At 38.3% G+C, this 24353-nt stretch carries 21 protein-coding genes; 14 read left to right on the top strand and 7 right to left on the bottom strand.

Going from position 1 to position 24353, the window contains the following annotated elements; genetic code table 11:
- The first annotated feature begins 927 nt into the window (after positions 1 to 927).
- Positions 928 to 1605, top strand: coding sequence for a metal-dependent hydrolase (locus ESZ48_RS13685; protein WP_129018071.1), 678 nt, complete (start codon positions 928 to 930; stop codon positions 1603 to 1605).
- Between the two features lie 3 nt (positions 1606 to 1608).
- Here the strand turns inward: ESZ48_RS13685 and ESZ48_RS13690 are convergent, their stop codons facing one another.
- Positions 1609 to 2400, bottom strand: a complete 792-nt coding sequence (locus ESZ48_RS13690) for an SDR family oxidoreductase (RefSeq protein WP_129018072.1) — start codon at positions 2398 to 2400, stop codon at positions 1609 to 1611.
- Between the two features lie 96 nt (positions 2401 to 2496).
- On the bottom strand, positions 2497 to 3474 hold the full coding sequence (locus ESZ48_RS13695) for a sterol desaturase family protein (RefSeq protein ID WP_223266457.1): 978 nt from the start codon (positions 3472 to 3474) through the stop codon (positions 2497 to 2499).
- Positions 3475 to 3614: 140 nt separating this feature from the next.
- On the opposite strand from ESZ48_RS13695, the gene ESZ48_RS13700 reads away from it, so the two are divergent.
- The 4 genes from ESZ48_RS13700 (at position 3615) to ESZ48_RS13715 (ending at position 8971) form a co-directional block, all read left to right on the top strand.
- Entirely contained in the window at positions 3615 to 4649 is a 1035-nt protein-coding gene (locus ESZ48_RS13700) for an o-succinylbenzoate synthase (protein ID WP_190246266.1), read from the top strand.
- Between the two features lie 6 nt (positions 4650 to 4655).
- The gene (locus ESZ48_RS13705) at positions 4656 to 5642 is read left to right on the top strand and encodes a CPBP family intramembrane glutamic endopeptidase (protein WP_129018073.1); all 987 of its coding nucleotides are present in this window, start codon (positions 4656 to 4658) and stop codon (positions 5640 to 5642) included.
- 92 nt (positions 5643 to 5734) lie between these two features.
- Entirely contained in the window at positions 5735 to 6805 is a 1071-nt protein-coding gene (locus tag ESZ48_RS13710) for an AMP-binding protein (protein WP_129018074.1), read from the top strand.
- A gap of 81 nt (positions 6806 to 6886) precedes the next feature.
- Positions 6887 to 8971, top strand: coding sequence for a vWA domain-containing protein (locus ESZ48_RS13715; protein ID WP_129018075.1), 2085 nt, complete (start codon positions 6887 to 6889; stop codon positions 8969 to 8971).
- A gap of 24 nt (positions 8972 to 8995) precedes the next feature.
- On the opposite strand, the gene ESZ48_RS13720 is transcribed toward ESZ48_RS13715, so the two are convergent.
- Together ESZ48_RS13720 and ESZ48_RS13725 are read right to left on the bottom strand one after the other, a co-directional pair.
- Positions 8996 to 10291 (bottom strand): MFS transporter, encoded by a 1296-nt coding sequence (locus ESZ48_RS13720; RefSeq protein WP_129018076.1) that lies wholly within the window; start codon positions 10289 to 10291, stop codon positions 8996 to 8998.
- Complete coding sequence (locus ESZ48_RS13725) at positions 10291 to 11919, bottom strand: acyl-CoA carboxylase subunit beta (RefSeq protein WP_129018077.1); 1629 nt, start codon at positions 11917 to 11919, stop codon at positions 10291 to 10293. Before ESZ48_RS13725 ends, ESZ48_RS13720 begins: the two co-directional genes overlap by 1 nt.
- A gap of 254 nt (positions 11920 to 12173) precedes the next feature.
- On the opposite strand from ESZ48_RS13725, the gene ESZ48_RS13730 reads away from it, so the two are divergent.
- Both ESZ48_RS13730 and ESZ48_RS13735 read left to right on the top strand, forming a co-directional pair.
- Entirely contained in the window at positions 12174 to 12704 is a 531-nt protein-coding gene (locus ESZ48_RS13730; RefSeq protein ID WP_129018078.1) for an NADPH-dependent FMN reductase, read from the top strand.
- Between the two features lie 2 nt (positions 12705 to 12706).
- Positions 12707 to 12991, top strand: coding sequence for a GNAT family N-acetyltransferase (locus ESZ48_RS13735; RefSeq protein WP_129018079.1), 285 nt, complete (start codon positions 12707 to 12709; stop codon positions 12989 to 12991).
- A 113-nt stretch (positions 12992 to 13104) separates the two neighbouring features.
- On the opposite strand, the gene ESZ48_RS13740 is transcribed toward ESZ48_RS13735, so the two are convergent.
- Positions 13105 to 14283: an MFS transporter gene (locus ESZ48_RS13740; protein ID WP_129018080.1), complete on the bottom strand. Its 1179-nt coding sequence runs from the start codon at positions 14281 to 14283 to the stop codon at positions 13105 to 13107.
- Positions 14284 to 14590: 307 nt separating this feature from the next.
- Between ESZ48_RS13740 and ESZ48_RS19335 the strand changes: the two genes are divergently transcribed.
- The 3 genes from ESZ48_RS19335 to ettA are packed head-to-tail and all read left to right on the top strand — an operon-like array spanning position 14591 to position 16930.
- Complete coding sequence (locus ESZ48_RS19335) at positions 14591 to 14767, top strand: CAL67264 family membrane protein (protein ID WP_190246267.1); 177 nt, start codon at positions 14591 to 14593, stop codon at positions 14765 to 14767.
- Positions 14768 to 14792: 25 nt separating this feature from the next.
- On the top strand, positions 14793 to 15188 hold the full coding sequence (locus tag ESZ48_RS13745; RefSeq protein WP_129018081.1) for a four helix bundle protein: 396 nt from the start codon (positions 14793 to 14795) through the stop codon (positions 15186 to 15188).
- Between the two features lie 50 nt (positions 15189 to 15238).
- On the top strand, positions 15239 to 16930 hold the full coding sequence (gene ettA, locus ESZ48_RS13750) for an energy-dependent translational throttle protein EttA (RefSeq protein WP_129018082.1): 1692 nt from the start codon (positions 15239 to 15241) through the stop codon (positions 16928 to 16930).
- Between the two features lie 235 nt (positions 16931 to 17165).
- Here the strand turns inward: ettA and ESZ48_RS13755 are convergent, their stop codons facing one another.
- Positions 17166 to 17399 (bottom strand): hypothetical protein, encoded by a 234-nt coding sequence (locus ESZ48_RS13755; protein WP_129018083.1) that lies wholly within the window; start codon positions 17397 to 17399, stop codon positions 17166 to 17168.
- Between the two features lie 124 nt (positions 17400 to 17523).
- Complete coding sequence (locus ESZ48_RS13760) at positions 17524 to 18309, bottom strand: MBL fold metallo-hydrolase (RefSeq protein WP_129018084.1); 786 nt, start codon at positions 18307 to 18309, stop codon at positions 17524 to 17526.
- 174 nt (positions 18310 to 18483) lie between these two features.
- Here ESZ48_RS13760 and ESZ48_RS13765 point away from each other — a divergent pair, with 174 nt between their 5' ends.
- From ESZ48_RS13765 to ESZ48_RS13780, 4 genes are all read left to right on the top strand, one after another.
- Complete coding sequence (locus ESZ48_RS13765; RefSeq protein WP_129018085.1) at positions 18484 to 19833, top strand: coiled-coil domain-containing protein; 1350 nt, start codon at positions 18484 to 18486, stop codon at positions 19831 to 19833.
- A 233-nt stretch (positions 19834 to 20066) separates the two neighbouring features.
- Positions 20067 to 21128: a hypothetical protein gene (locus tag ESZ48_RS13770; protein ID WP_129018086.1), complete on the top strand. Its 1062-nt coding sequence runs from the start codon at positions 20067 to 20069 to the stop codon at positions 21126 to 21128.
- A gap of 517 nt (positions 21129 to 21645) precedes the next feature.
- Positions 21646 to 23604: an AAA family ATPase gene (locus ESZ48_RS13775; protein ID WP_129018087.1), complete on the top strand. Its 1959-nt coding sequence runs from the start codon at positions 21646 to 21648 to the stop codon at positions 23602 to 23604.
- A 161-nt stretch (positions 23605 to 23765) separates the two neighbouring features.
- Positions 23766 to 24350, top strand: a complete 585-nt coding sequence (locus ESZ48_RS13780; RefSeq protein ID WP_129018088.1) for an NUDIX domain-containing protein — start codon at positions 23766 to 23768, stop codon at positions 24348 to 24350.
- The last annotated feature ends 3 nt before the right edge of the window (positions 24351 to 24353 follow it).

Genomic DNA, 24353 nt, shown 5'->3' on the forward strand with positions numbered 1-24353 from the left:
TCTGCACCCTATTTTGAAAAGCATGAAATGCGCATTCAAAATAGCTGGTTGAACTAACCCCGCTTTTTAGCGGGGTCTCAAGCTTATAGATGCAATATCTCTGCACCCTATTTTGAAAAGCATGAAATGCGCATTCAAAATAGCTGGTTGAACTAACCCCGCTTTTTAGCGGGATCTCAAGCTTATAGATGCAATATCTCTGCACCCTATTTTGAAAAGCATGAAATGCGCATTCAAAATAGCTGGTTGAACTAACCCCGCTTTTTAGCGGGGTCTCAAGCTTATAGATGCAATATTTCTGCACCCTATTTTGTAAAGCATGAAATGCGCATTCAAAATAGCTGGTCGAACTAACCCCGCTTTTTGGCGGGGTCTCAAACTTATAGATGCAATTTCTCTGCACCCTATTTTGTAAAGCATGAAATGCGCATTCAAAATAGCTGGTTGAACTAACCCCGCTTTTTAGCGGGGTCTCAAGCTTATAGACGCCATATTTTTGCACCCTATTTTGAAAACCATGAAATGCGCATTCAAAATAGCTGGTTGAACTAACCCCGCTTTTTGGCGGGGTCTCAAACTTATAGATGCCATATCTCTGCACCCTATTTTGATAAGCATGAAATGCGCATTCAAAATAGTTGGTTGAATTAACCCCGCCGAAAGACACGGTCTCAGGGTGGAATGTCGAGTTTAGTTCGAATACATCCGATATTTTAATTCCATGTTATAACCCTGAAACTACGCAATCAAAGCTTGCTGTTCCCCTATATTTTTAAAAGTCAACTTTCAAATCTCATCCAAGGTACATCGTCCCCATCCAATCCTCGTAAAAATCCTACTTTTTTATCACCCTCAAAGGCAGTCGTTCATAAATATTTTGAATATATTTAAGTCGTTAAAAAATTAATTCAACAAATTTCAAAAATCATGAAAATCACATATTACGGTCACTCGAGTTTAGGAATTGAAGTCAATGATGTCAATATTTTAGTGGATCCTTTTATTTCAGCCAATGAAAAGGCGTCCCACATTGATATCAATACTTTAAAGGCCGATTATATTCTTTTAACCCACGCACATCAAGATCACGTTTTAGATGTTGAAGTTATAGCCAAGCGCACTAATGCCATGATTGTGTCCAACTTTGAAATTGCCAGTCATTTTGAGGCAATGGGTTTAGAAGTGCATCCAATGAACCATGGCGGCTCGTGGGATTTTGAATTTGGCACGGTCAAATATGTTGTTGCTATTCATACCTCGTCATTTGCAGATGGCACTTATGGTGGGCAACCAGGAGGTTTTGTCATTGAAGGCGAACGAAAAAATATTTACATTGCTGGAGATACGGCACTGACCATGGATATGAAACTTATTCCGATGCGCCTTAAGCTAGATCTGGCGATTCTTCCAATAGGCGATAACTTTACCATGGGTGTTGATGACGCTATCATTGCCAGCGACTTTATCCAATGTGATAAAATTATGGGCTACCATTATGATACGTTTGGCTATATCGAAATTGATCATGAAGAAGCCAAGCGCAAATTTTTTGATAAGAACAAGGATTTGATGTTGTTGGAGATTGGGGAGGGGATTGAGTTGTGATTATCACCTCACCTCACTCCTCAACAAATACCAATGCAAAAACTTTGGTACAAAGCGTTTCAAATAAACTCCTAAAACTTCTGTTTTGCCAATATAAACCTCAAACTTTTCTTTTTCAATCGCTTTGAGCATCCGTTTTGCAAAGGCATCAACGTTCAGTCCATTTTGAGTGGATTCATCTTGGTGTTTTTGTTGGCTGCCATCTCCGGTCAGGGCGTTTTTGGCGACATCGGTATTGACAAAGCCTGGACAAATCATGGTCACTTTGATGTGGTCTTTGTCATGTTCCAATCTTAAAGTATCGAAAAAACCGTGCAGGGCATGCTTAGCACCACAATATCCGGATCGAAGCGGACTGCTGAATTTGCCCATGACACTTGATACGGTTACAAATTGCCCAGATTTGCGTTCCACAAAATGCGGCAATAGGGCTTTTGTAAGCGCCACCGTACCCAAATAATCAATGTCCATGAGTTTTTTGTACACCTCAATATTGGTGTCAATCACCAAAGATCGCTGACTGATACCACCATTATTGATAAGAATATCAATGGTACCAAAACATTGAATAGCTTCTAGGGCAATGGGTCCCATCTGATTATAATCCACTAAGTCAAATGCCAACACTGCAACACGCTCTGGGTTTTTACATTGCGCTTTGACTGCTTCAAGCGCATCCTTTCGTCTTGATGATAGAATCAATTGGCAATTGTATTGTGATAGTTCTAAGGCTAACGCTTTTCCGATGCCACTTGAGGCGCCAGTAATCCAGATTGTTTTGTTGTTGAAATTCATTTATGATGAAATTGAAGTTGACACATCTACTGTGTTCAGTGTGACAAGTTGATAAAAGCTAGTGAATTTAAATTACTACCAACTACTGACTAACGGCTACCGACTGTCTACTGCCGACCCGCTCGAACGTGCTTTTTCTAGCTCCACTTCATTGAGGCGAGTTGTATGGGCAGGCTGAGTACTGCCAACTGATTCCTCCCATTCCTTACGTAAATCATCACTCAATTTTCCTGTGCCATCATGTTTCCATCCGGGAGGTTTGACAATATATTTTGCGCGATCAAAGACCGATTTTTTCCCAGAGAACACGTCCTTGCCCATAGCTATCCATTCATGAAAGGCGACTTTTAAAGGATTGTGGGTGTTGATATTGCTGACCAAACCATAAATCACTTTTTCATCTTTGAGCTCTGGCTGGAACGTGCCAAATAACTTATCCCAAATAATAAAAATTCCTGCATGGTTTCTATCCAAATATAATGGATTACTCCCATGGTGCACACGGTGATGTGACGGGGTGTTCATCACGCTCTCAAACCATTTGGGCATTTTGTCGATAGCTTCCGTATGGATCCAGAATTGATACAGCAAACTTACAGACATCTGCAATAAAATCATTCCGGGATGAAATCCAACCAAGGGCAACCATAACCAGAAAATAAAGGTGTAGAATCCACCAGACCAAGTTTGTCGTAAAGCAGTGCTCAAATTATAATGTTCTGAAGAATGGTGAACCACGTGAGACGCCCAAAACAATCGGTTTTCATGAGAAATGCGATGGAACCAATAATACGAAAAATCATCGGCAAATAGCAAGAGCACAAAACTCCACCACGCAAAGGGTATGGTGAAAATTCTGAAGTTTTCATAGATCACCATAAAAACCAATAAGACTGCAGCTTTGCTGAAGAATCCCAAAAAGACATTGCCAAATCCCATGGCAATAGAGGTAAAGGCATCTTTGGTTTCGTAAGATTTTTTGTTTTCCTTGATGCTGACATATAGTTCTAATAACATCGAAATGACGAAAAACGGTATGGCGTAAAGAATAATATTTGGAAACTCAGGCATCATTATTAAGGTGTTATACGATTTTAGATTTTTTATGGATTGTTATGTCCAGCACATAGCGTTCGAAACATATACTATCGAGAAGTAAGTCCTTTTTTCATTTCTTAAAAATACAAAATTATTTGACTATTTTTGAACCTATTATGATAGCAACCTACCAAAAACATACACTCAATTTTAAACAGGCCAGCGGAACTTCGCGAGGCGTCCTAAAAACGAAGGATACTTGGTTCATTATCATTGCATCTGAAGGTAAAAAAGGTGTTGGCGAATGCGGCATGTTTAGGGGCTTGTCTGTTGATGACCGGCCGGATTTTGAGCAAAAACTGCAATGGGCTTGTCAAAACATTCATCTTGGTTTGGATATCCTGCTCAGTGAGCTTGTCGAACTGCCCAGCATCCAATTTGGACTGGAAATGGCATTTCTTGATTTAGAAAACAAGACCGCTTTTGAATTGTTTCCTTCTAGATTCACAAAAGGGGAGGATACGATTCCAATCAACGGATTGATCTGGATGGGATCGGAAGCTTTTATGAGAGAGCAGATCACATCGAAAATTGAAGAGGGTTTCACCTGTATCAAGCTTAAAATCGGTGCCATCGATTTTCAAACTGAACTGGATTTGCTTAAATCCATAAGATCCCATTTTTCTGCAGCAGATATTGAATTGCGTGTGGATGCCAACGGGGCATTTTCGCCTGACGAAGCTTTGGAGAAACTAAAGCGCCTATCTGACTACCAGTTGCATTCTATAGAACAACCCATCAAACAAGGGCAAGTGGAGGAGATGGCGAGACTTTGCGAAACCACACCGCTTGATATTGCTTTGGATGAAGAATTAATTGGCGTTTTTGATGTTGCAGATAAGTATGATTTACTACAAACAATAAAACCACAGTACATCATTTTAAAACCTACGTTGGTAGGCGGATTTCAGGGCGGTAATTCGTGGATTAAAGCAGCTAATGACGGTAAAATAGACTATTGGATTACGAGTGCCTTAGAGAGTAATGTTGGGTTGAATGCGATTGCGCAATGGACCTACACTTTACAAAACGATCGCCCTCAAGGTCTTGGAACTGGAGGGTTGTTTACCAATAATATTGACAGTCCGTTAGAAGTGAAAAATGGTAATTTGCAGTATAATAATAAAACAAATTGGAATTTTAATTTATAAGTTGATATGTATATAGCTCAAGCGTTTAAAGGTTTACATGAGTGGTGGCGTTATGTGGTAGGTTTGATTATTGCCATAATAGGGGTGTTTGTTTTTTCTATTCCGCATGGTATTGGTATCATGTTTAAAACGATGCAAGGTGGCACTATTGATCCATCAAAAATGAATGATGCCGCTTATCTTATGCAGCTTTTTGAGCCCAATGTCAATTTGGTGTTTATTCTATTGCCGTTTGTTGGTGGTTTTTTGTTTTTGCTAGGTGCTGTGAAGTGGTTGCATAAACAGTCCTTTCTCTCATTGACTACCGCACGTCCAAAAATTGATTGGAAACGGTTTTGGATCATCTTCTTCTTCTGGGGTATTTTATCTTCCAGCATGATTTTAGGAGGTTATTATATGTCGCCAGAAGACTATGTGTTCAATTTCAACTTACAGCCTTTTTTGATCCTTTGTGTCATTGCCATTCTTTTGGTACCCTTACAAACCAGTTTTGAAGAGTATTTATTTAGAGGTTACTTGATGCAAGGTATTGGGGTTGTTACAGGATACAAATGGATTCCTTTGGTAATTACATCAGTAGTCTTTGGGTTGATGCATATCGCCAATCCAGAGGTGGACAAATTAGGGCCAATTATCATGGTGTATTATATTGGTACCGGATTGTTTTTAGGAATCATGACCTTGATGGATGAAGGTTTGGAGCTGTCCTTGGGCTTTCACGCAGCCAATAATTTGTTTACAGCCTTATTGGTCACTGCCGATTGGACCGCCTTTCAGACCCATTCTATTTTAAAGGATATGTCAGATCCGCAAGCGGCAGAGTTTATGGATGTTTTCATGCCCGTTTTTGTGATATTTCCAATTATTCTGTTTATACTTTCAAAACTCTACAACTGGACGGATTGGAAAGGAAAACTGTTCGGAAAAGTCATTGCACCGCCAAAAGAAGATGACGGAATATTGCAAGAGATCAATGAGATTGGGACTGAATAATTTTTTATATTTTTTCCAGGTTAGCCGATCTGATTTCACCTGAAATCAATACCTTCGTTAACGTAAATAATTAGTATTAAAAAGCTTATAAAATGACGCCTACATTTGATAAAATCCATTTAAAATTTAAATTAAATGCTAATAAATATACTTCTGAAGAACTTAAGGAAGTGGCTTACAGCTTAGTTAAGGAAGGTGCGCCATATGAAAAAGTTATGGGCGATTTCCTAATGGATTGGTTGGATTCCAAAGATTATATCAATGTGCGGACATCGGGTTCTACAGGAAAGCCGAAATTGATGAAAGTGAGCAAGCAGGCCATGGTCAATTCGTCCATTGCAACAGGTAACTATTTTAAAATGGTACCAGGGCAAACCGCATTATTGTGCTTGCCTACTCATTATATTGCCGGGAAAATGATGTTGGTACGAGCGATGATTCTCGGATTGGAACTCGACTTTGTAGATCCTACTACCCAACCTGTTTTTGACTATGGTAAGACCTACGATTTCTGCGCCATGATTCCTATACAATTGAAAAATACGGTAAAATACATTTATAATATTAAGACCTTGATTATTGGAGGCGCTGCCATTTCAAAACCTTTGGAGGCATCCATTCAAGGCTTGAAAACTAAAATCTATGCTACTTACGGAATGACTGAAACGGTGAGTCACGTTGCGGTAAGACGGATGAATGGGAAGCAGAAAATGACCTATTTCAAGGTGTTTCCAAAAGTAACAATTTCTCAGGATGACAGAGGTTGTTTAATTATTAACGCTCCTAAAGTAGCGTCAGAGCCGTTAATTACAAATGATGTGGTGAAATTGCACTCAGCTACAGAGTTTGAGTTGATCGGTCGTATTGATAATATGGTCAATTCAGGGGGAGTTAAATTGTTTCCTGAACAAATTGAAGCCAAACTTGCGGAGCAGATTAAAGAGCGCTTTTTTATAGCTTCTGAACCGGATGCAGATTTGGGCGAAAAACTGATTCTTATTTTAGAAAGTGAAACAAACACTTTAAAAGCTTCAACATTTAAAGGGTTAGATAAATTAGAAATTCCGAAAGAAATCTATTCGGTTCCTAAGTTTAAAGAAACCGCAACGGGTAAAATTCAACGTAAGGAAACGCTTAAATTGCTAAAAAAGGACGTTCACTAAACAAAACGTCCACTTCACTCATTTCTGATTTTATAAGATGGTTTTAGAGTATAGTTTTACTGTAAACTAAAATCAATTATTATGAAATCAGTCTTACAGTTCGTTTTTGTATTATTTATCTCAATACAATTACAAGCACAGCAAAAAACGATTACCGGACTAGTGAGTTCATCTTCTGATGGACTGCCATTGCCAGGAGCCAGTGTCATTATCAAAGGCACCACAACAGGAACTCAAACCGATTTTGATGGTAAATATACCATTATGGCGAGCGTGGGTGACATCCTTCAATTCAGTTATGTTGGTTTCAAGACCCAAGAATTAAAGCTTAGAAAAGAAACGATTCTTAATGTTACTTTAGAAGTAGACAGCTCTTCCTTGGAGGAAGTAGTGGTTGTGGGTTATGGCACTACAGGTTCAATTAGACGTGAACAGTCGTCATCTCTCACTAAAAGAAAGAATGGACAGGTAGCTCAAACTTTTTCAGGAAGGGTTGCTGGGGTCAATGTAGGAGAGCGTCCCAATGGTGTTTATCGTATTCGGGGCAATGCATCGGTCATCGAGAATAGCAGTCCTATATATGTTGTTGATGGCATCGCTATTACTTCACAAGAAAATATTGATGCCATAAATCCCAAAGACATCAAAACTACAACTATTCTAAAAGATCATGAATCAACGGCCATTTATGGCGCAAGGGCTGCAAACGGTGTCATTCTAATCAATACGAAGAAGGGTAACTATAAACCACATCACCCTGAAATTGTAAACGAAGATTCTTATGCCGAAATCGTTGAAAACCAATTTGAACGTGTGTCACTTTCGCCCTTGTCGACGTTTTCAATTGATGTGGACAAAGCGTCCTATAGCAATATTAGAAGGATGATCAATAACGGACAGAAAATTCCTTCGGATGCCGTAAGGATTGAGGAAATGATCAATTATTTCAACTATAACTACCCACAGCCCACAGATCAACATCCTTTTTCGATCTATACAGAGGTTGCCAAAACCCCTTGGAATGTAGCTACTAAAATTGTAAAAATAGGTCTCCAGGGTAAAACCTATAAAAACGAAGAATTACCAGCATCCAATTTGACTTTTTTGATTGATGTGTCTGGATCTATGAATAGTGCGAATAAGCTTCCGTTACTGAAATCGGCATTTAAACTGTTGGTCAATCAGTTAAGAGAAAAAGATAAAATAGCGATTGTGGTTTATGCCGGAGCGGCTGGGATGGTGTTGCCTCCAACTTCTGGTGCACATAAAGAGAAAATCATCAATGCTTTGGACAACTTAAGTGCAGGCGGATCAACAGCTGGAGGTGCGGGAATTGAATTGGCTTACAAGATTGCTCAGGAGAATTTTATTAAAAATGGAAACAATCGTGTGATTCTTGCTACTGACGGCGACTTTAATGTTGGGGCATCCAGTGATAAGGACATGGAGAAACTGATAGAGGAGAAGCGTGAAAGCGGTGTGTTTTTATCGGTGTTAGGATTTGGTTTTGGAAACTATAAAGATTCAAAATTAGAAACATTAGCCAATAAGGGGAACGGAAACCATGCTTATATTGATACGATGCAAGAGGCACAAAAGACTTTTGGTAAAGAATTTGGTGGCACGTTATACACCATCGCCAAAGATGTGAAAATCCAAATTGAGTTTAATCCTAACAAAGTCCAAGCCTACCGTTTGATAGGTTATGAAAACAGATTGTTGGCGGATGAAGATTTTATTGATGACACTAAAGATGCAGGCGAATTGGGAAGTGGGCATACGGTTACCGCGCTTTATGAAGTTATTCCTACGGCTGTGGAAAGTGATTATTTAAAAGACGTGGATGAATTGAAATATACGAAGCCAACAGTAACGACTACTTATTCTGATGAATTGTTTACGGTAAAATTTAGATATAAAAAACCCGATGGCAATAAGAGTATCGAAATGGTACACGTTCAAAAGGATGAAATATCTGAACCTTCAGAAGATCTCAAATTCGCCTCTTCAGTGGCGATGCTGGGGATGCAACTCAGGGAGTCGAAATTTGATAATAAATCAACTCTAAAGGATGTTGTAGAAATGGCAAAACAAGGCAGAGGAAATGATGCTAACGGCTACAGATCAGAATTTATCAGATTGGTGGAATCTTATCAAAGTTTATAAGAAATGTGAAGGAAAAGGAGCGGCTTATAGTCGCTCTTTTTTATTAATTATTATGTTTTTTTTTGTTATTATCGAGAACGCCAACGCCGCGCAGAAACCTACCAACGAAAAAATAGCCATCACTGCAAAAACGTGCTGATGCCCTAATTCTCCAGGAGAGTTATCTAAGAGCACACCTATCATCGGTCCTGCAAAAATATCTGGGGTATATCCAACTACTGAGATGAATCCAACTGCAGTTCCCGTAATTGCCAAAGGTAATTTGGCTTCCTCCATGATTGCAAAATAGAGCACTCGTGTGGCATATACACCTATGGCCATAAAAATCACCGATATGATAAATAAGTAAATAGTGTTGTCGGAAATCATTCCTGAAGCAAAAAACAAACTGCTGAGCATCATGATAAGAAAACCAATTATTATCCACAAGGAAGCGCGGGTTCTATCGGCTAGAAGTCCGATGGCAATTCCCGTTACAGGCCGAATATAAAGTAAGTACGTGCCAATCTTTGCTGATCCAATATCGTCATAACCTAAAACGTCTTTGGCGTACAAACTAAAAATATCAGTGGTTTTATAACCCACGTAAGCACACATAATGATGAGCATCATCAGCCAAACTGTTGGGTATTTTAAAACCGATTTAAAATTTTCAAGCGTATATATTTTTTTCTGATTTTCAAACGTTTCAATGTTAGCAGATAAGGGCTTAAGAAAGTAATACACCAGAATTCCAATCAACATGATCATTGTGGACGATGCCCATATAACATATTTAAAGGCTTCTTGATGGTCCAATAGTGATGCTTTGGAAACATCCATTGTGATCATATATGAAAACACCATTACGCCAAGAGATCCAAAACTTGCGGCAACAAGCCCTCTCCCGCCGTCTAAGAATCCGAAGGCAAGACCCTGCCTATCTTGTCCGCCCCAAACCCTGGTAGCTTTGATCATGGGTGCCCAAAACAAAAAAATAGTGGTAAATCCGTAATATCCAAAAAGCAGTCTCATGGCAAAATAGGAGGGAAAGGTGGCCATATAAAAACCACCGATGGCGGTCATAAAAAGTGCAACTGCCATTAATGTTCTGGGCGCGTATTTATCTGCTAATGAGCCACCAAAAAAATACGATATAAATGCGACTACTCCATAAACCGAGAAGCAACTGCCCAATTCCAAATTGTTGATGTTAAAAACCTCTAAAAAAGTAGGTCTAAAGATGCGTGCCAACACAAATGGAAGCACAAAAACGGCTTCACCAGCAAAAATTAATAAGAGAATGATAAAAAGGGGTCGTTTGGATTTTGAGATATCCATTACACCTGCAAAATGCCCATATTAAATTTCTTTTCAATAGGTGAATGATTGGCCGCCTCAATACCCATACTGATCCAAGTTCGTGTATCCAACGGATCAATAATGGCGTCAGTCCAGATTCTTGCCGCAGCATAGTAAGGTGATACTTGCGCATCATAGCGGTCTTTGATCTTTTTGAAAAGTTCGTCTTCCTGTTCTTTTGTAATGGTTTTACCTTTCTTTTTCAGCGAAGCCGTTTCAATTTGTAGCAATACTTTTGCGGCACTATTACCACTCATGACTGCCAATTCTGCACTTGGCCATGCAACAATCAATCGAGGATCATAGGCTTTTCCACACATGGCATAATTTCCAGCGCCGTAACTGTTCCCAATAACAATGGTGAATTTTGGGACTACAGAATTGCTTACTGCATTGACCATTTTTGCACCATCTTTAATAATGCCGCTATGTTCACTTTTACTGCCTACCATAAATCCGGTGACATCCTGTAAAAATACCAACGGAATTTTCTTCTGATTGCAATTGGCAATAAAACGGGTGGCTTTATCGGCTGAATCGTTATAAATTACACCGCCAAACTGCATTTCTCCAGATTTAGTTTTCACTAATTGACGCTGATTTGCCACAATCCCAACTGCCCAACCATCGATTCGCGCATAAGCTGTAATGATGGTTTTTCCGTAACCTGCCTTGTATTCGTCAAATTCAGAATCATCTACCAAACGTTTGATAATCTCATACATATCATATTGATCGGTACGACTTCTAGGAATAATACCGTAGATATCTTCAGGGTTTTCCTTAGGTTTTATAGGTTTTGCGCGATTGAATCCGGCCTTGTCATAATCGCCAATTTTATCAATAATATTTTTAATGGTGTCCAAAGCATCTTTGTCATCTTTGGCTTTATAATCGGTGACGCCAGAAATCTCGCAATGGGTTGTGGCACCTCCTAAAGTTTCGTTATCAATAGTTTCGCCAATGGCCGCTTTTACCAAATAACTGCCAGCAAGAAAAATACTTCCTGTTTTATCCACAATTAAGGCTTCATCGCTCATGATTGGTAAATAAGCACCACCTGCCACGCAACTTCCCATTACTGCCGAAATTTGGGTAATGCCCATGCTGCTCATAATGGCGTTATTTCTAAAGATGCGACCAAAGTGTTCCTTATCTGGAAAAATTTCGTCTTGCATGGGTAGATATACGCCAGCAGAATCCACTAAGTAAATTATTGGCAATCGGTTTTCAATGGCGATTTCTTGGGCTCTTAAATTCTTTTTTGCAGTGATTGGAAACCAGGCTCCAGCTTTTACTGTGGCATCATTGGCAACCACCAAGCATTGTTTTCCTTTGACATAACCTATTTTTATCACCACACCTCCTGAAGGACATCCGCCATGTTCTTCATACATGTCTTCCCCAGCAAACGCTGCAATTTCAATGGATTTAGCTTTCGGATCCAACAGATAATTGATGCGCTCACGAGCGGTCATTTTACCTTTCTCATGTTGTTTGTCGATGCTTTTTTGACCGCCGCCCAATTTTACCTTGGCAAGACGTTGGCGTAAAGAAGAGAGTAGAAGTTTATTGTGATCTTCGTTTTTGTTAAAGTTAAGGTCCATTGCAGTTTTTTAATTTGATGTAAAAATACAAACTTTAAAACTCTTACAAAAGCGGGAAATTATTCAAAATCAAAAAACCAAAGAAATGAGTTTTTAGAAAAAAGTTTCGGTAAAATGGCATTTTTTATTTCGTAGATTTGGAATCTATCATTTGAAAGCAGATAGACATGACCCGAAGTTTATGTCTGAAAATATCAGAATTACAAGGGACAAAAGGAATAAACAATAAGAATAATTAATAATCACAACACTATATGACGAAAATTTTAGCATTTGCGGGTAGTAATAGTAAAGACTCGATTAACAAACAACTCGCCATTTATGCTTCAGGACTAATTGAAGATGCGCAAGTGACCGTTTTAGATTTGAATGATTTTGAATTGCCTATTTTCAGTAAACATTACGAAAAAGACCATGGTGTTCCTGAAAACGCCTTGTCATTTTTGAATTATATAAAAAAATCCGATGGCATAGTGTTGTCATTAGCTGAAAATAATGCCGCCTACTCTGCAGTGTTTAAAAATTTATTTGACTGGATGTCCAGAGCAGAAGCTAAATTGTTTTTTGGTAAACCCATGTTGCTTATGGCAACCTCTGATGGGAAAAGGGGAGCAATTTCTGTTTTGACTATGGCTAAAGAACGTTTTCCACGTCATGATGCCCAAATAGTAGCAGATTTTTCATTGCCATCATTTGAAGCCAATTTTGCAAACGGTAAAATAACAAACCCTGATTTAGATAACGAGCTTAAACGCAAAGTAGAACTCTTAAAAAAACATCTTTAATTTTGGAAATTCAACACTCAGATAACGGAAAAGAAGGTTCATTTTTTATCAAAATAGATGGACAAAAAGAAGCAGAAATGACTTATTATTATAAGGATGAAAGCACTATTGATATTGACCATACTGAAATATCGAAAACTTTACAAGGAAAAGGCATTGGCTATGAGTTGATTGAGGAGGCGGTCAGGTTTATGAGAAACAAAAACTTAAAAGCGGTGACTTCCTGTTCCTTTGCGAAAGCAATTTTCGAGAAGAAGCAAGCAGAATATCAGGACGTTATTAAATAACAAACTCCATAATAGTTGATTATGTTCTCAAGTATCACCTTTATTTTAGCAAACTGGCATGTTTAAAAGTCTTATAACTTGAGTCAAGATGTCACATTTAATCACCTAAATTTTTACAAAACAACGTTGTTGTGCTCTTTTTTTGACTGACGATTCTTTAAAATAAATATTGAAAACGCAATAAGAATTCCCGTTGCGGCCATCGCTGCACCTACCCAATCGGCAGAAGTGTAGCCATAGCCCATGGCAATAGGTAAGCCTGCAAAGTAAGCGCCTGACGCATTTCCAATATTAAATGCACTTTGATTAAGCGAGGATCCTAAGGTTTCTGATCCTTTTGATGAACGGATGATGAGCAATTGAATAGGCGTAGAAATTGCAAAGGATACCAATCCGATAATGAAAGTCATTACCAAAATCATCGTTTTATCTGAAGATAATAACGCGTTTAGTGAAAGACAAATGACCATCAAGGTGAGAACAATAGTAACGGTGTTTAAGGGTGCGAATTTCTCAGTCAGTTTTGCGCCTACAAAATTCCCTATGAACATGCCTAAACCAGCGAGTACCATAGCAAATGCAACCACGTTTTCTGAATGTCCGGCAACTTCAGTAATTGACGGGGAAATATAGCTGTACCAAGCAAAAAATCCGCCAGTACCAATAGTCGTCAATAAGATGATAAGCCACAATTCAACACGTTTGAAGATTCGAAATTCCTTTAAAATATTACTTTCTGAAGATTTTTCAAGAGCGGGCATCCAAAACTTAACGCTTAAAACAGCAATTACGCCAACAACACCAACCATTAAAAAAGAAAGGCTCCAATCAAAACTTTTGCCCAAATAAGTTCCCAACGGAACTCCTAACAGATTGGCGACGGTCAATCCGCTAAACATAATGGCAATCCCTTGGGCCTCTTTTCCTTTTTTAGACAATTTGCTGGCTACTACAGCGCCGATTCCAAAAAAGGCACCGTGTGGTAAACCTGATAGAAAACGTAAAACCATAAAGGAATTGTAGTCCGTAGCAAATGCTGATAGCGTATTAAACGCAGTAAACCATAACATGAGCACAAACAACACTTTGTTTGCGGGCCATTTGCTACCAAAACCTGTCAATATTGGTGCGCCAACCACTACGCCAAGGGCATAAGCCGAAATAAAATGTCCTGCCTCGGGAATAGTGATGTCAAATGCATGGGCAACATCTGGTAAAATACCCATGATTACAAATTCGGTCAATCCAATGCCGAAACCACCAATGGCTAATGACAACAAGGCTTTATTCATTAATATAACTCTTTTAGTAAAAAATAATTTGCGAAATTAAGAGTTAGGCTCCAACTAGACGTAGAAATTATGATAATAAAAAGTTAATTGATAACTTGTGAACGGAATATTAAGGTCTTGAATAACTTAAAATTCAAAGAATTTTCCAAAGGAACATCAATCAAGGCATTGCAAAAAAGGAGGCAAATTACAGGTGGTATCAGCCCATCCTGTTTTTTAGAATCCTTTTAAAAATCCACTTTGACAGCGGTTTTTATGTTAAAATAATCGATATTTGCAATTCCCTTAAAAACGAAAATTTATGGCAATGAATAAAAACACTGTGTTGGCTTGGGCCACAACAATTATGATTATCGTTGGATTGGCATTGATTGCCCTTGGTGCATTCCGATATGATGATGTAGCTGGCTACGGATTTGCAGCTGTAGGTATTGGCTTCTTCGCCATCGCCTGGGTTTTCAACGCGCTTAAAGGACGCGTATAGAATTTATGGTTTGTTGTTCATGGTTATGGCGAGAATAGATAGATTTGAAGATTTAGAAGTATGGCAACGCGCCAGAGAAATTTGCCAATATGTTGAACAACTTTTCCAAACAACTCCAATTTCCAAGAATTTCAGGCTACGGGACCAAATGGAGGGCAGCTCAGGCTCAATTATGGACAATATTGCTGAAGGATTCGATAGGGATGGATCAAGAGAATTTCATAATTTTTTAAGTTATTCGAAAGGATCCGCAAGCGAACTTAAATCGCAGGCGTATCGTGCACCTGATAAAGGATACATTAATCAGGAACAGTTTAACCAACTTTCTGAAATGTGCGACATTGAAAAAAATAAGCTTGGAGCTTTTATGCATTATCTGCGAAATTCCGAATTTAAAGGACAAAAATTCAAAAAAGATTGATTTTTTTAAACCACAAACCACAAACCACAAACCACAAACTATAAATTAAAATGAGCGACGATAAAAAAGTAATCTTTTCGATGCGAGGTCTTACCAAGACTTTTAAAGGTGCAGATACACCAGTGTTGAAAAACATTCATTTGAGCTTCTTTTATGGAGCCAAAATTGGGATTTTAGGACTTAACGGTTCAGGGAAATCCACACTATTAAAAATTATTGCCGGATTGGATAAAAACTATCAAGGCGATGTCACTTTTCTTCAGGACTATTCCGTAGGATTTCTGGAGCAAGAGCCGCAATTGGATGACAGTAAAACCGTCATGGAAGTGGTTCGCGAAGGTGCTGCGGAAACGGTTGCCATCCTTGATGAATATAATAAGATCAACGACATGTTTGGTTTGGAAGAAGTCTATTCTGATCCAGACAAAATGGAAAAATTGATGAACCGTCAAGCGGAACTTCAAGATAAAATAGACGCGTCCAATGCTTGGGAGCTCGACACAAAATTGGAAATTGCCATGGATGCTTTAAGAACTCCTGATGGCGATAAGAAAATTGGCGTGCTTTCCGGTGGAGAGCGTCGTCGTGTGGCTTTATGCCGTCTTTTGTTACAAGAGCCTGATGTGTTGTTATTAGATGAGCCTACCAACCACTTGGATGCGGAATCTGTACATTGGTTAGAGCATCATCTGTCTCAATATAAAGGAACCATTATAGCAGTGACCCACGATAGGTATTTCTTGGATAACGTTGCCGGTTGGATTTTAGAGCTCGATAGAGGTGAAGGTATTCCTTGGAAAGGAAACTATTCGTCTTGGTTGGAACAGAAGTCGACACGCATGGCACAAGAGAGTAAAACGGCATCCAAACGTCAAAAGACTTTGGAGCGCGAGTTGGAATGGGTCCGTCAAGGTGCAAAGGGACGTCAAACCAAACAAAAAGCACGTTTGAACAATTACGACAAACTGATGAGTCAAGATCAAAAGCAGCTTGACGAGAAATTGGAGATCTACATTCCAAACGGACCACGCTTAGGAACAAATGTGATTGAAGCGATTGGTGTCAGTAAAGGTTATGAAGATAAATTACTTTATGAAGATCTGAATTTTAATTTGCCTCAAGCAGGAATTGTTGGGGTCATTGGTCCGAATGGTGCAGGAAAAACCACCATTTTCAGGATGATTATGGGTGAAGAAACTCCTGATAAAGGCGAATTTATAGTTGGGGAAACTGCTAAATTGGCTTATGTTGATCAAAAACACGCAAATATAGATCCTGAGAAATCCATTTGGCAAAATTTCAGCGATGAGCAGGAATTGGTCATGATGGGCGGAAGACAAGTCAACTCAAGAGCCTACCTAAGCCGATTTAACTTCTCGGGTAGTGAACAGAATAAAAAAGTGAAACTCCTTTCTGGTGGTGAACGTAACCGTTTGCACTTGGCGATGACGCTAAGAGAAGAAGGTAACGTTTTACTTTTAGATGAGCCAACCAACGACTTAGATGTCAATACATTGAGGGCATTGGAAGAAGGTCTTGAAAATTTCGCAGGCTGTGCGGTAGTGATTAGTCACGACAGATGGTTTTTGGACAGAATATGTACCCATATCCTGGCGTTTGAAGGGAACTCTCAAGTGTATTTCTTTGAAGGCAGCTTTAGTGAATATGAAGAAAATAAGAAGAAACGTCTTGGTGGCGACTTGACGCCAAAACGACTTAAGTATAAAAAATTAGTTCGTTAATAATCCCCAATAAAAAATGCCGCTCAAGGAGCGGCATTTTTTAATTCAGTGAAAAAAGATTATTTGTTTTTATCAATTGATTTTAATTTTGCATTAAGCTTATATACCTTATAAATATTCAAACCTAGTAAAATTAACAACGTAACAACCGCTATTGATAAAATGCTGACCATTCTATTCAGATCTTGAGTGCTTGTTAATAAACTAATGAAATACACCATAATTTCTGAATTATTTAGTTATTATCATATAAATGCCCGTCCGTAAAATCCTTATAACTCTCATCAACTTCTGCTTTAAAAGCATCGCTGTCGATTAATCGCTTATTCTCAGCCTTTAGTTTATACATTTTGACAACCGCAATCGCAATAAAAAACAAGAATACTCCCGCAGTTATAAGTAAAACTATGGTGAGTTGCTCTGTGCTTACTACAGCTAAGTGGGAAATTTTAAATAAGATAGGTGGCATAATTTCAAATTATTAGATTTGGTTGGTTGCTCAAATATACACTTTTATTTAATCCGTAACTATGTCATACTAAAAAAGTTATGAAAATATTGATTTTTAATAAAAATATTTATCCGATAAAGTGTTATTTATACCAGTTTAATTGCATGACTTCGATGTTTGGATGATCCTTATTTATAATGGATTTAAACTTAGCAATATCACTCATCCCATCAGTTCCCCTATAGTGATACGGATATACTTTTTTTGGCTGAAACTCCAATACCGCACTTGCGGCACTTTCCACCGTCATTGTATAAGGCAAGTTCATACAAACAAAAGCGATATCAATATTTTTTAGATTTCGCATTTCAGGAATGTCTTCCGTATCTCCGGAAATATAAATTCTTTGGTCATTCCACGTTAATACATATCCGTTACCTCTACCTTTTTCATGATATTTCAAGGCTTCAGGTCTTAAATTGTACATTGGGATGGCTTCAATGGAAAAGATGCCAAAATCCTTTATATCACCATTGTTCATCACGATAATTTCTTTTGCTTTCAATTCTGGTAACTTTTCTTTCACAGCTTTTGGCACAATGAGCGTCGTAGAATCCAGAACCATACGTTCTAAAGTAGATAGGTCTAAGTGATCGCCATGAATATCTGTGATCAAAATATAATCTGGTTTTTCCTGACCAGAAAATGCTTCAAGACCTCCAACTGGATCCACATAAACAACCTGGTCTTTATGTGCCAAGATCATTGTAGCATGCTCTATCGGAATAATTTTAATTTCTTCAGGCTTTGTAGTCTCATACAGCTCGTTTGCCGATTCTGATGCCATTTCTACAACTTTTTCCGTGCTGTTTTTACAGTTAAACAATAGCACTATAAATAGTGATGTTATAAGACTTGCGTGTTTCATCTTTTTAATTTTAGTCTCTTAAAGATAGAGATTTTAAAACTTATTTGTAAGGTCTGTAACAATTATGTAATAATTAGTACATATAATTTAAAGAGTAATAATTTTGATACTGATATTTTTTAACGAAATTGCTACTCACAAATTATTTTTTGAACACACTTAATACAAAACTATATGTCTGATGATTTTGATTTATTAGAAACCAATTCTAACGAGAAAACAGGTAAAGTGGATGTCAATTGGGGTAAAGCCATTGATACCATGAAATCTAAGTTAGCCCAGGAAGACGATCCGCAGTCTCGTCAAAAAATTCTGAACGCCACGCTTGACGATGTCGTTCACATGGCAGAAAAAGATCGGACAACACTCTTGGACGCCATTAAGGACCTTACCGATTATCAGGACGAAGTAGGAATTATCTTTGAAAAATTCTCCTCTCTCAATCCTGACGAGCAACGTGTCATAGACGATGCCCAAAAAGCATTGGAACGCGCTCGTATTGAATTGGAAGATGCACGTAATAAACCTGATACCTGGTGGAACAATCTCTGGGGACGCAAAAGCAAGATCAAACAAGAGGAGCAGGAGTTTAAGGAAGCAGAAAAAGTTAGGGCAGGTGCTGACAATAAAGCAAAAGCCCTGTTCCAAGAGCGTATTGAAAGCGCCGATGTTCAAACTCTATTGGGTGAATTATCCTATAAAAGTCAGGCTGCAGTATCCCGTTTAAAAAACAGGGAAGTTGAAATTAAAGAGGTGGAAGACAAACTTCAAATTGCTATTGTTGAAGCTACTAAAAATCACACCCGCGCTTTAGAGAAGAAAAAAGAAGTAGAGGGAAAGCTCGATGATAATTACGCATTATTAAGACAGGCACGTCAGGAATTGGACGAAATTGTGGACAAGCAATCTGCTGATTATGCGCAAACTGTAGGTAAAGTAACCACTCTGGAGCAAAAAATTGAAGAGCTGGAAGGTCTCAAAAATGCTTACACTACGTTGGCGGCAAGTAAAGATAGTTTTGTGCATAAACACAATCTCACCATTAAAGTATTGACGTCCTTAAGAAGTAATTTACAAACGCATCGTGCTAAATTAAAGAGCGATACAGAAGAGCGTCTAAAATATTATGACGGGTATGTCGTGGCACTTAAAGCGCGAACAGATCAGGAGTTTGCAGCTATTTTAGAACATTTGGGTGTCAAAACCGACGAGCATATTGGAGAAACTTTAGCCTCAATGCATACTGCAAGTGCTAAAGCACGTCAAGAGATGATGGAAAACATTCCAGTACATGAGAAGGTAATGCAAGGTGTTTACAGCAGTTATGCAGAAGCTTTACAGGAAATCCGTACCAAAGATGCCGATATTCAAAAGAATTTTGCCGAGCGTTATGGCATTGACATGAAGGAAATCTTTGAAGATTACTATAAAGCAGATGCTACTGCGCCTTCAGGAAATGACGATGCAGAAAAACCTGCCGCAACACCAAAACGAGAAACCAATAGCGACGATTTATTGTCTTAATAAATTCCCACGAAAGTGGGAACCTTTAAGTTCAGCGTAGCTAATCTCATGAAACAAAAGATTGGTTTTTTGTTCATGGCGTTCCCACGCGAAAAAGCGTGGTCAGGTTTTCCGCTGTATCTTTTTTCTGAAAAAGAAAAAAGGATGCCGCTGCAACCCTTAACGCGTGTTTAGGCAATAGCTACATTTGGAATCATTCATAATTTTTCATTATTAATTTTTAATTATAATAAGTGTCCATTAATCACATCGTAACACCATTAGATTCTGCATATCTCGACTCCAAGGATCAGTATGTATTTTATCATAAAATGGTCGATTTTGCGCTAAAAGAATTAATTGTGAGTGCACAACGTGACAACTTGTGTACCCATCAGGAACTCATTTTTTTTAAACAATATGCTGATTTGCTATTGTATTCTATTGAAGCCATGCGTGTCAAGTATATGTATGATGAAGAGGAAAATATGAAAGTCGATTTGACCGAATCTGGTTTTCCAAACTATTTGGAATTCCGTTATTTGTTCAATGATTTGTCATTAAAGGAAAACTATGTCAACAAGCTCAAAGATGTGAGTGAGTTGCAGGAAGAATTTTTAGATACTTTGCTCCGAAAGAAAGAAGCCATTAAAAAAAGCAGATTGTTTCAAGCAGCTTCCATTGTCTATTATACTTCCGTTGAGCAAAAATTTATTTTCAACCGGTTTGTACAAGGAAAAATCATCAAAGCCCCCGAAAACTCAGCCGCCGAATTTATGACCAGTTGGAGCTTTTTTGACGTGGGTTGCAACCGACCTTTTGTTTGCTATATGTATTTTGATTTTGAAGGTACCAATATAGAAACCATAAAAACTCAAATTTACGAAGTGTTAAAAAACACCGCCGATAGAGAAATGAACTTGGATGTTATGGCTTATGGTATTGATAGGAAATTAAAGGATATCAAACCAAAACACATTAAACGCATTGATTTAGGTCCTTTTCACAATGTATTTGCGAAAGATGAAAACCAAATCACTCATGCTATTTTAAAAAATATTGCAGATAAAGTGGTGCCCTTAGAAAGCTACGCACTGTCCTTAAGCATTGACGAAGTGTTTTCAGGCAGCGAATTTAGTGAAGGTGGCTATTTCTCAAAACAAATTTTACAGAAATGGAAGGAACCCATTCATCAAAGTTTTGTATTGGCGCCACATCGCATCATTCAGTTATTATACAGCAAAACACCGGAAATAATGAATAGCTTGGCAAAACCTCCGATTCAGATTGCGGATTTGAAAATAAGTAAAGTGTGAAATAGAACCAAGACCGCTGCGCTGATAGAATCAAGAATCAAGACTTTAAATAGTGAAGAATTAGAAGTTTTTTAAATAAACGAAAAAATATTCCTTCCCTTTTTAAGGGAAGGTGGATTAAATTCCCGAAAAGGAATTTAAGACGGAAGGGTTTAAATATTAACCTGTTTAATTTCGAATGTGAAGACAAGTAAAGTTTAAGGAAAGAACCAAGACCGCTGCGCTCAAAAGAATCAAGAATCAGGACTTTTAATTGTTAAGCATTAAAAGTTTTTTAAATAAAGGATAAAAATTCCTTCCCTATTTAAGGGAAGGTGGATTAAATTCCCGTAGAGGAATTTAAGACGGAAGGGTTCTAATCAACCAACTCGTCTTCATCCCTTATCTCGGGATGAATCCACTCCACCTTTGAAAGGAGGAGAATTTATGGAGATTATAAAATTTAAATAGTCGTGCACCCGCCTGAACGGACGGGCAGTTTCGTGGCTAATTCAATACATAAATCATAAATCAACCAATGCAACAAAACTCAACTTTCCCAATAAAGCAAAACGACCTCGATATGCTTCGCGATGAAGCAGCGTCGTATCTTAAAAGCATCCAATGGGAGCAAGGGCAACGTGCCAAAAACAAAGATAAGGACGCCAAGGACGATTCCATTCTCCTCTATCTTTCCAGAGCCAATAATGGTTCTAATATTGCAGAAACCACATCGGTTTCCAAAACGATTTTAGATCTTAAAAAACGCCTGTTACCAGATTCCATCGCCATCCCTATATTGCTTAACCAAACTTTATATGCCGTTCAGGAAGGTTTGACATTAGGCATCTGGATCAAGGATAGTTATTATAATGCTTCAGGATTATCCAGTTTAAATGAGCGCAAATCTTCATTGGATGGCATGGGGAAACGAGAGTATGAAAGCAAAATGCATACTGCAACAGCATTTATGTTGTTTTCTGCCGCCTATAATATTTTACACAATCTAAAACCCTATGCTTCTGATGATTTAAGCGTCATGAAACAAAAATTTGCTGGCATTCCTGAAGTTTCTTTTTTATCGCCGTTAAAAGGTGTTGCCTGTACTTTATTCTATTATGACAAATATTTAGGACATCCTGATATAATCAAAAGTGATAAGGATGTAGCCGATTTTACTGTGGTTTTCTTTGAAGCCCTTATTGATGAAATCCAAATGCGAAAAGCCACCTTGGAGCATCAGGAAACCATTTTGGACAGGACTTATAAACTTGAGCATTCCGAATTTGCAATCTCGGGATGGAACAATGTTTTCGCTGGTGCTGCCCAAAGTGTCGAATTCAACAAAATTAGGTTCGAGCAGATTGTCGGAAACAAAGACGCCAAACATTTTGCACGACGATTAACCGAACGCATGTTGAGTTACGATTTTACCGCAAAAAAGAATCCGTTTCAGGAATTGGGCGGATTTATGCCAGTATTTATGGGCTACGGCATTCCTGGAACAGGAAAAAGTATGCTCATTGCAGCTATCGCCACAAAATTAAAGGAACATTGCGACCATTTGGAGATTCCGTTTCTATTCCATCCAATGCCTGATACTTTGATTTCAACATTTCAAGGTGGTTCTGCCGAAAAAATGGTGGAATGGATGAAACCCATGCAAGACCCCTCAAAATTGATTTTCGCACCAATTGATGATGCTGAAAACAACTTGCAAGAACGAACTGCCCAAGGCGTTTCCGCTGGTGTTAAAGAGGTTATTGGGGTGTTTTTAAGATATACGGAAGGTGCTTATGCCGTAAATTATGGTAATAGTTCCATAGGATTGTTCACTAATTTACCAGAGATGCTGGATAAAGCAGTGATTTCTCGTGTACAAGGTCGATTTAAAATTGATGGTGCAAGAACAGAACATGACTTTTTGGATCAAGATCATTTATGGTGGCGCAAGTTGGAGAAAACGATGCCGGATTTCATAAATATGAAAGATCCAAACCATTATAACTATCTTCAAGATCAAGGCTTAGCGAAAAACATGGGGGAGATTTTGAGCGCAGTTGATAAGCCATCAGAAGAACGCGTACATGCCGTTTATGATCGGGTGGAAAATCAGTTTCAAACCAATGAACATCAATTTTACGCCAATTTATATAAGGAAATTCAAAAGGTTTTCCTGTTCTTTTCGTCAAGAGATGTCAGGAATATCCAATCGGCGATATCCTTGCGTTTAACCGACTTTGATTTAGAAACCTCATGGTTTGATAATCCCGAAATTTATTTTAAACAGACTTATGAGACCAAATTTAACATGCTTCAGGAATTGATGCGCGCCAATATGAAAGGACTTAATTTTTCTGAAATAAGACGTCAGGAAGTGGTGCGTTATTTGGATAATGTCGCCACCATCGCTGACACCGATTTTAAACGGCAAGTCGATGCAAGAGTCAACCAACTTAACATAGAGTTGCAAGCACGAAAAATGTTTGAAAAGTAGAGAATAGAGAATAGAGTAGAGAAAATAGACTAAAGAATAATTTTAACTTAGAAATGAGCCTGCCCGTCCGCTTGCCCGAAACTTTTGTAGAGGCGGACAGCATTTGCAGAGGCGGGAAACAAGAAACAAGAAACAAGAAACCAGAAACAAGAAAAATAACAATGCCAAAAAACATAAAAAATATCGCCATTAAAACACTTTCCAAAGCCTGGGCTATTTTATTGGAGATCAATTATGATTATCAGTTTAAGGATGGCACGTGGAAACGCGTTTCGAGAGAAAGTTATGATCGCGGACATGGCACGGGAATTTTATTATATAATGTTGAAAAGAGCACTATTATTTTGACCAAACAATTCAGGATGCCAATTTATCATACTAATAAAGATGAAGCAATGTCCATTGAAGTCTGCGCTGGAGCCATAGATTATAACGATTTGCCAGAATCTACCATAATTAGAGAAGTGGAAGAGGAAGTTGGATATAAGGTTAAAGACGTTAAAAAGGTAATGGAAACATATATGTCACCTGGCGCCTTAACCGAAAAAATGTATTTGTTTGTTGCGCGTTATTCAGAGGATATGAAAGTAAGTGAAGGCGGAGGATTGGCAACTGAACACGAAGAGATTGAAGTGATGGAAATACCTTTTTCAAAAGCCTTGAAAATGATGTCATCGGGAGAAATTCAGGACGCCAAAACCATTATTTTATTGCAGTATGCGCAAATTCATAACATTTTTAAATAATTG

It is taken from the genome of Gelidibacter gilvus, assembly GCF_004115975.1.
In the GTDB taxonomy this organism is placed as follows: Bacteria; Bacteroidota; Bacteroidia; order Flavobacteriales; family Flavobacteriaceae; genus Gelidibacter; species Gelidibacter gilvus.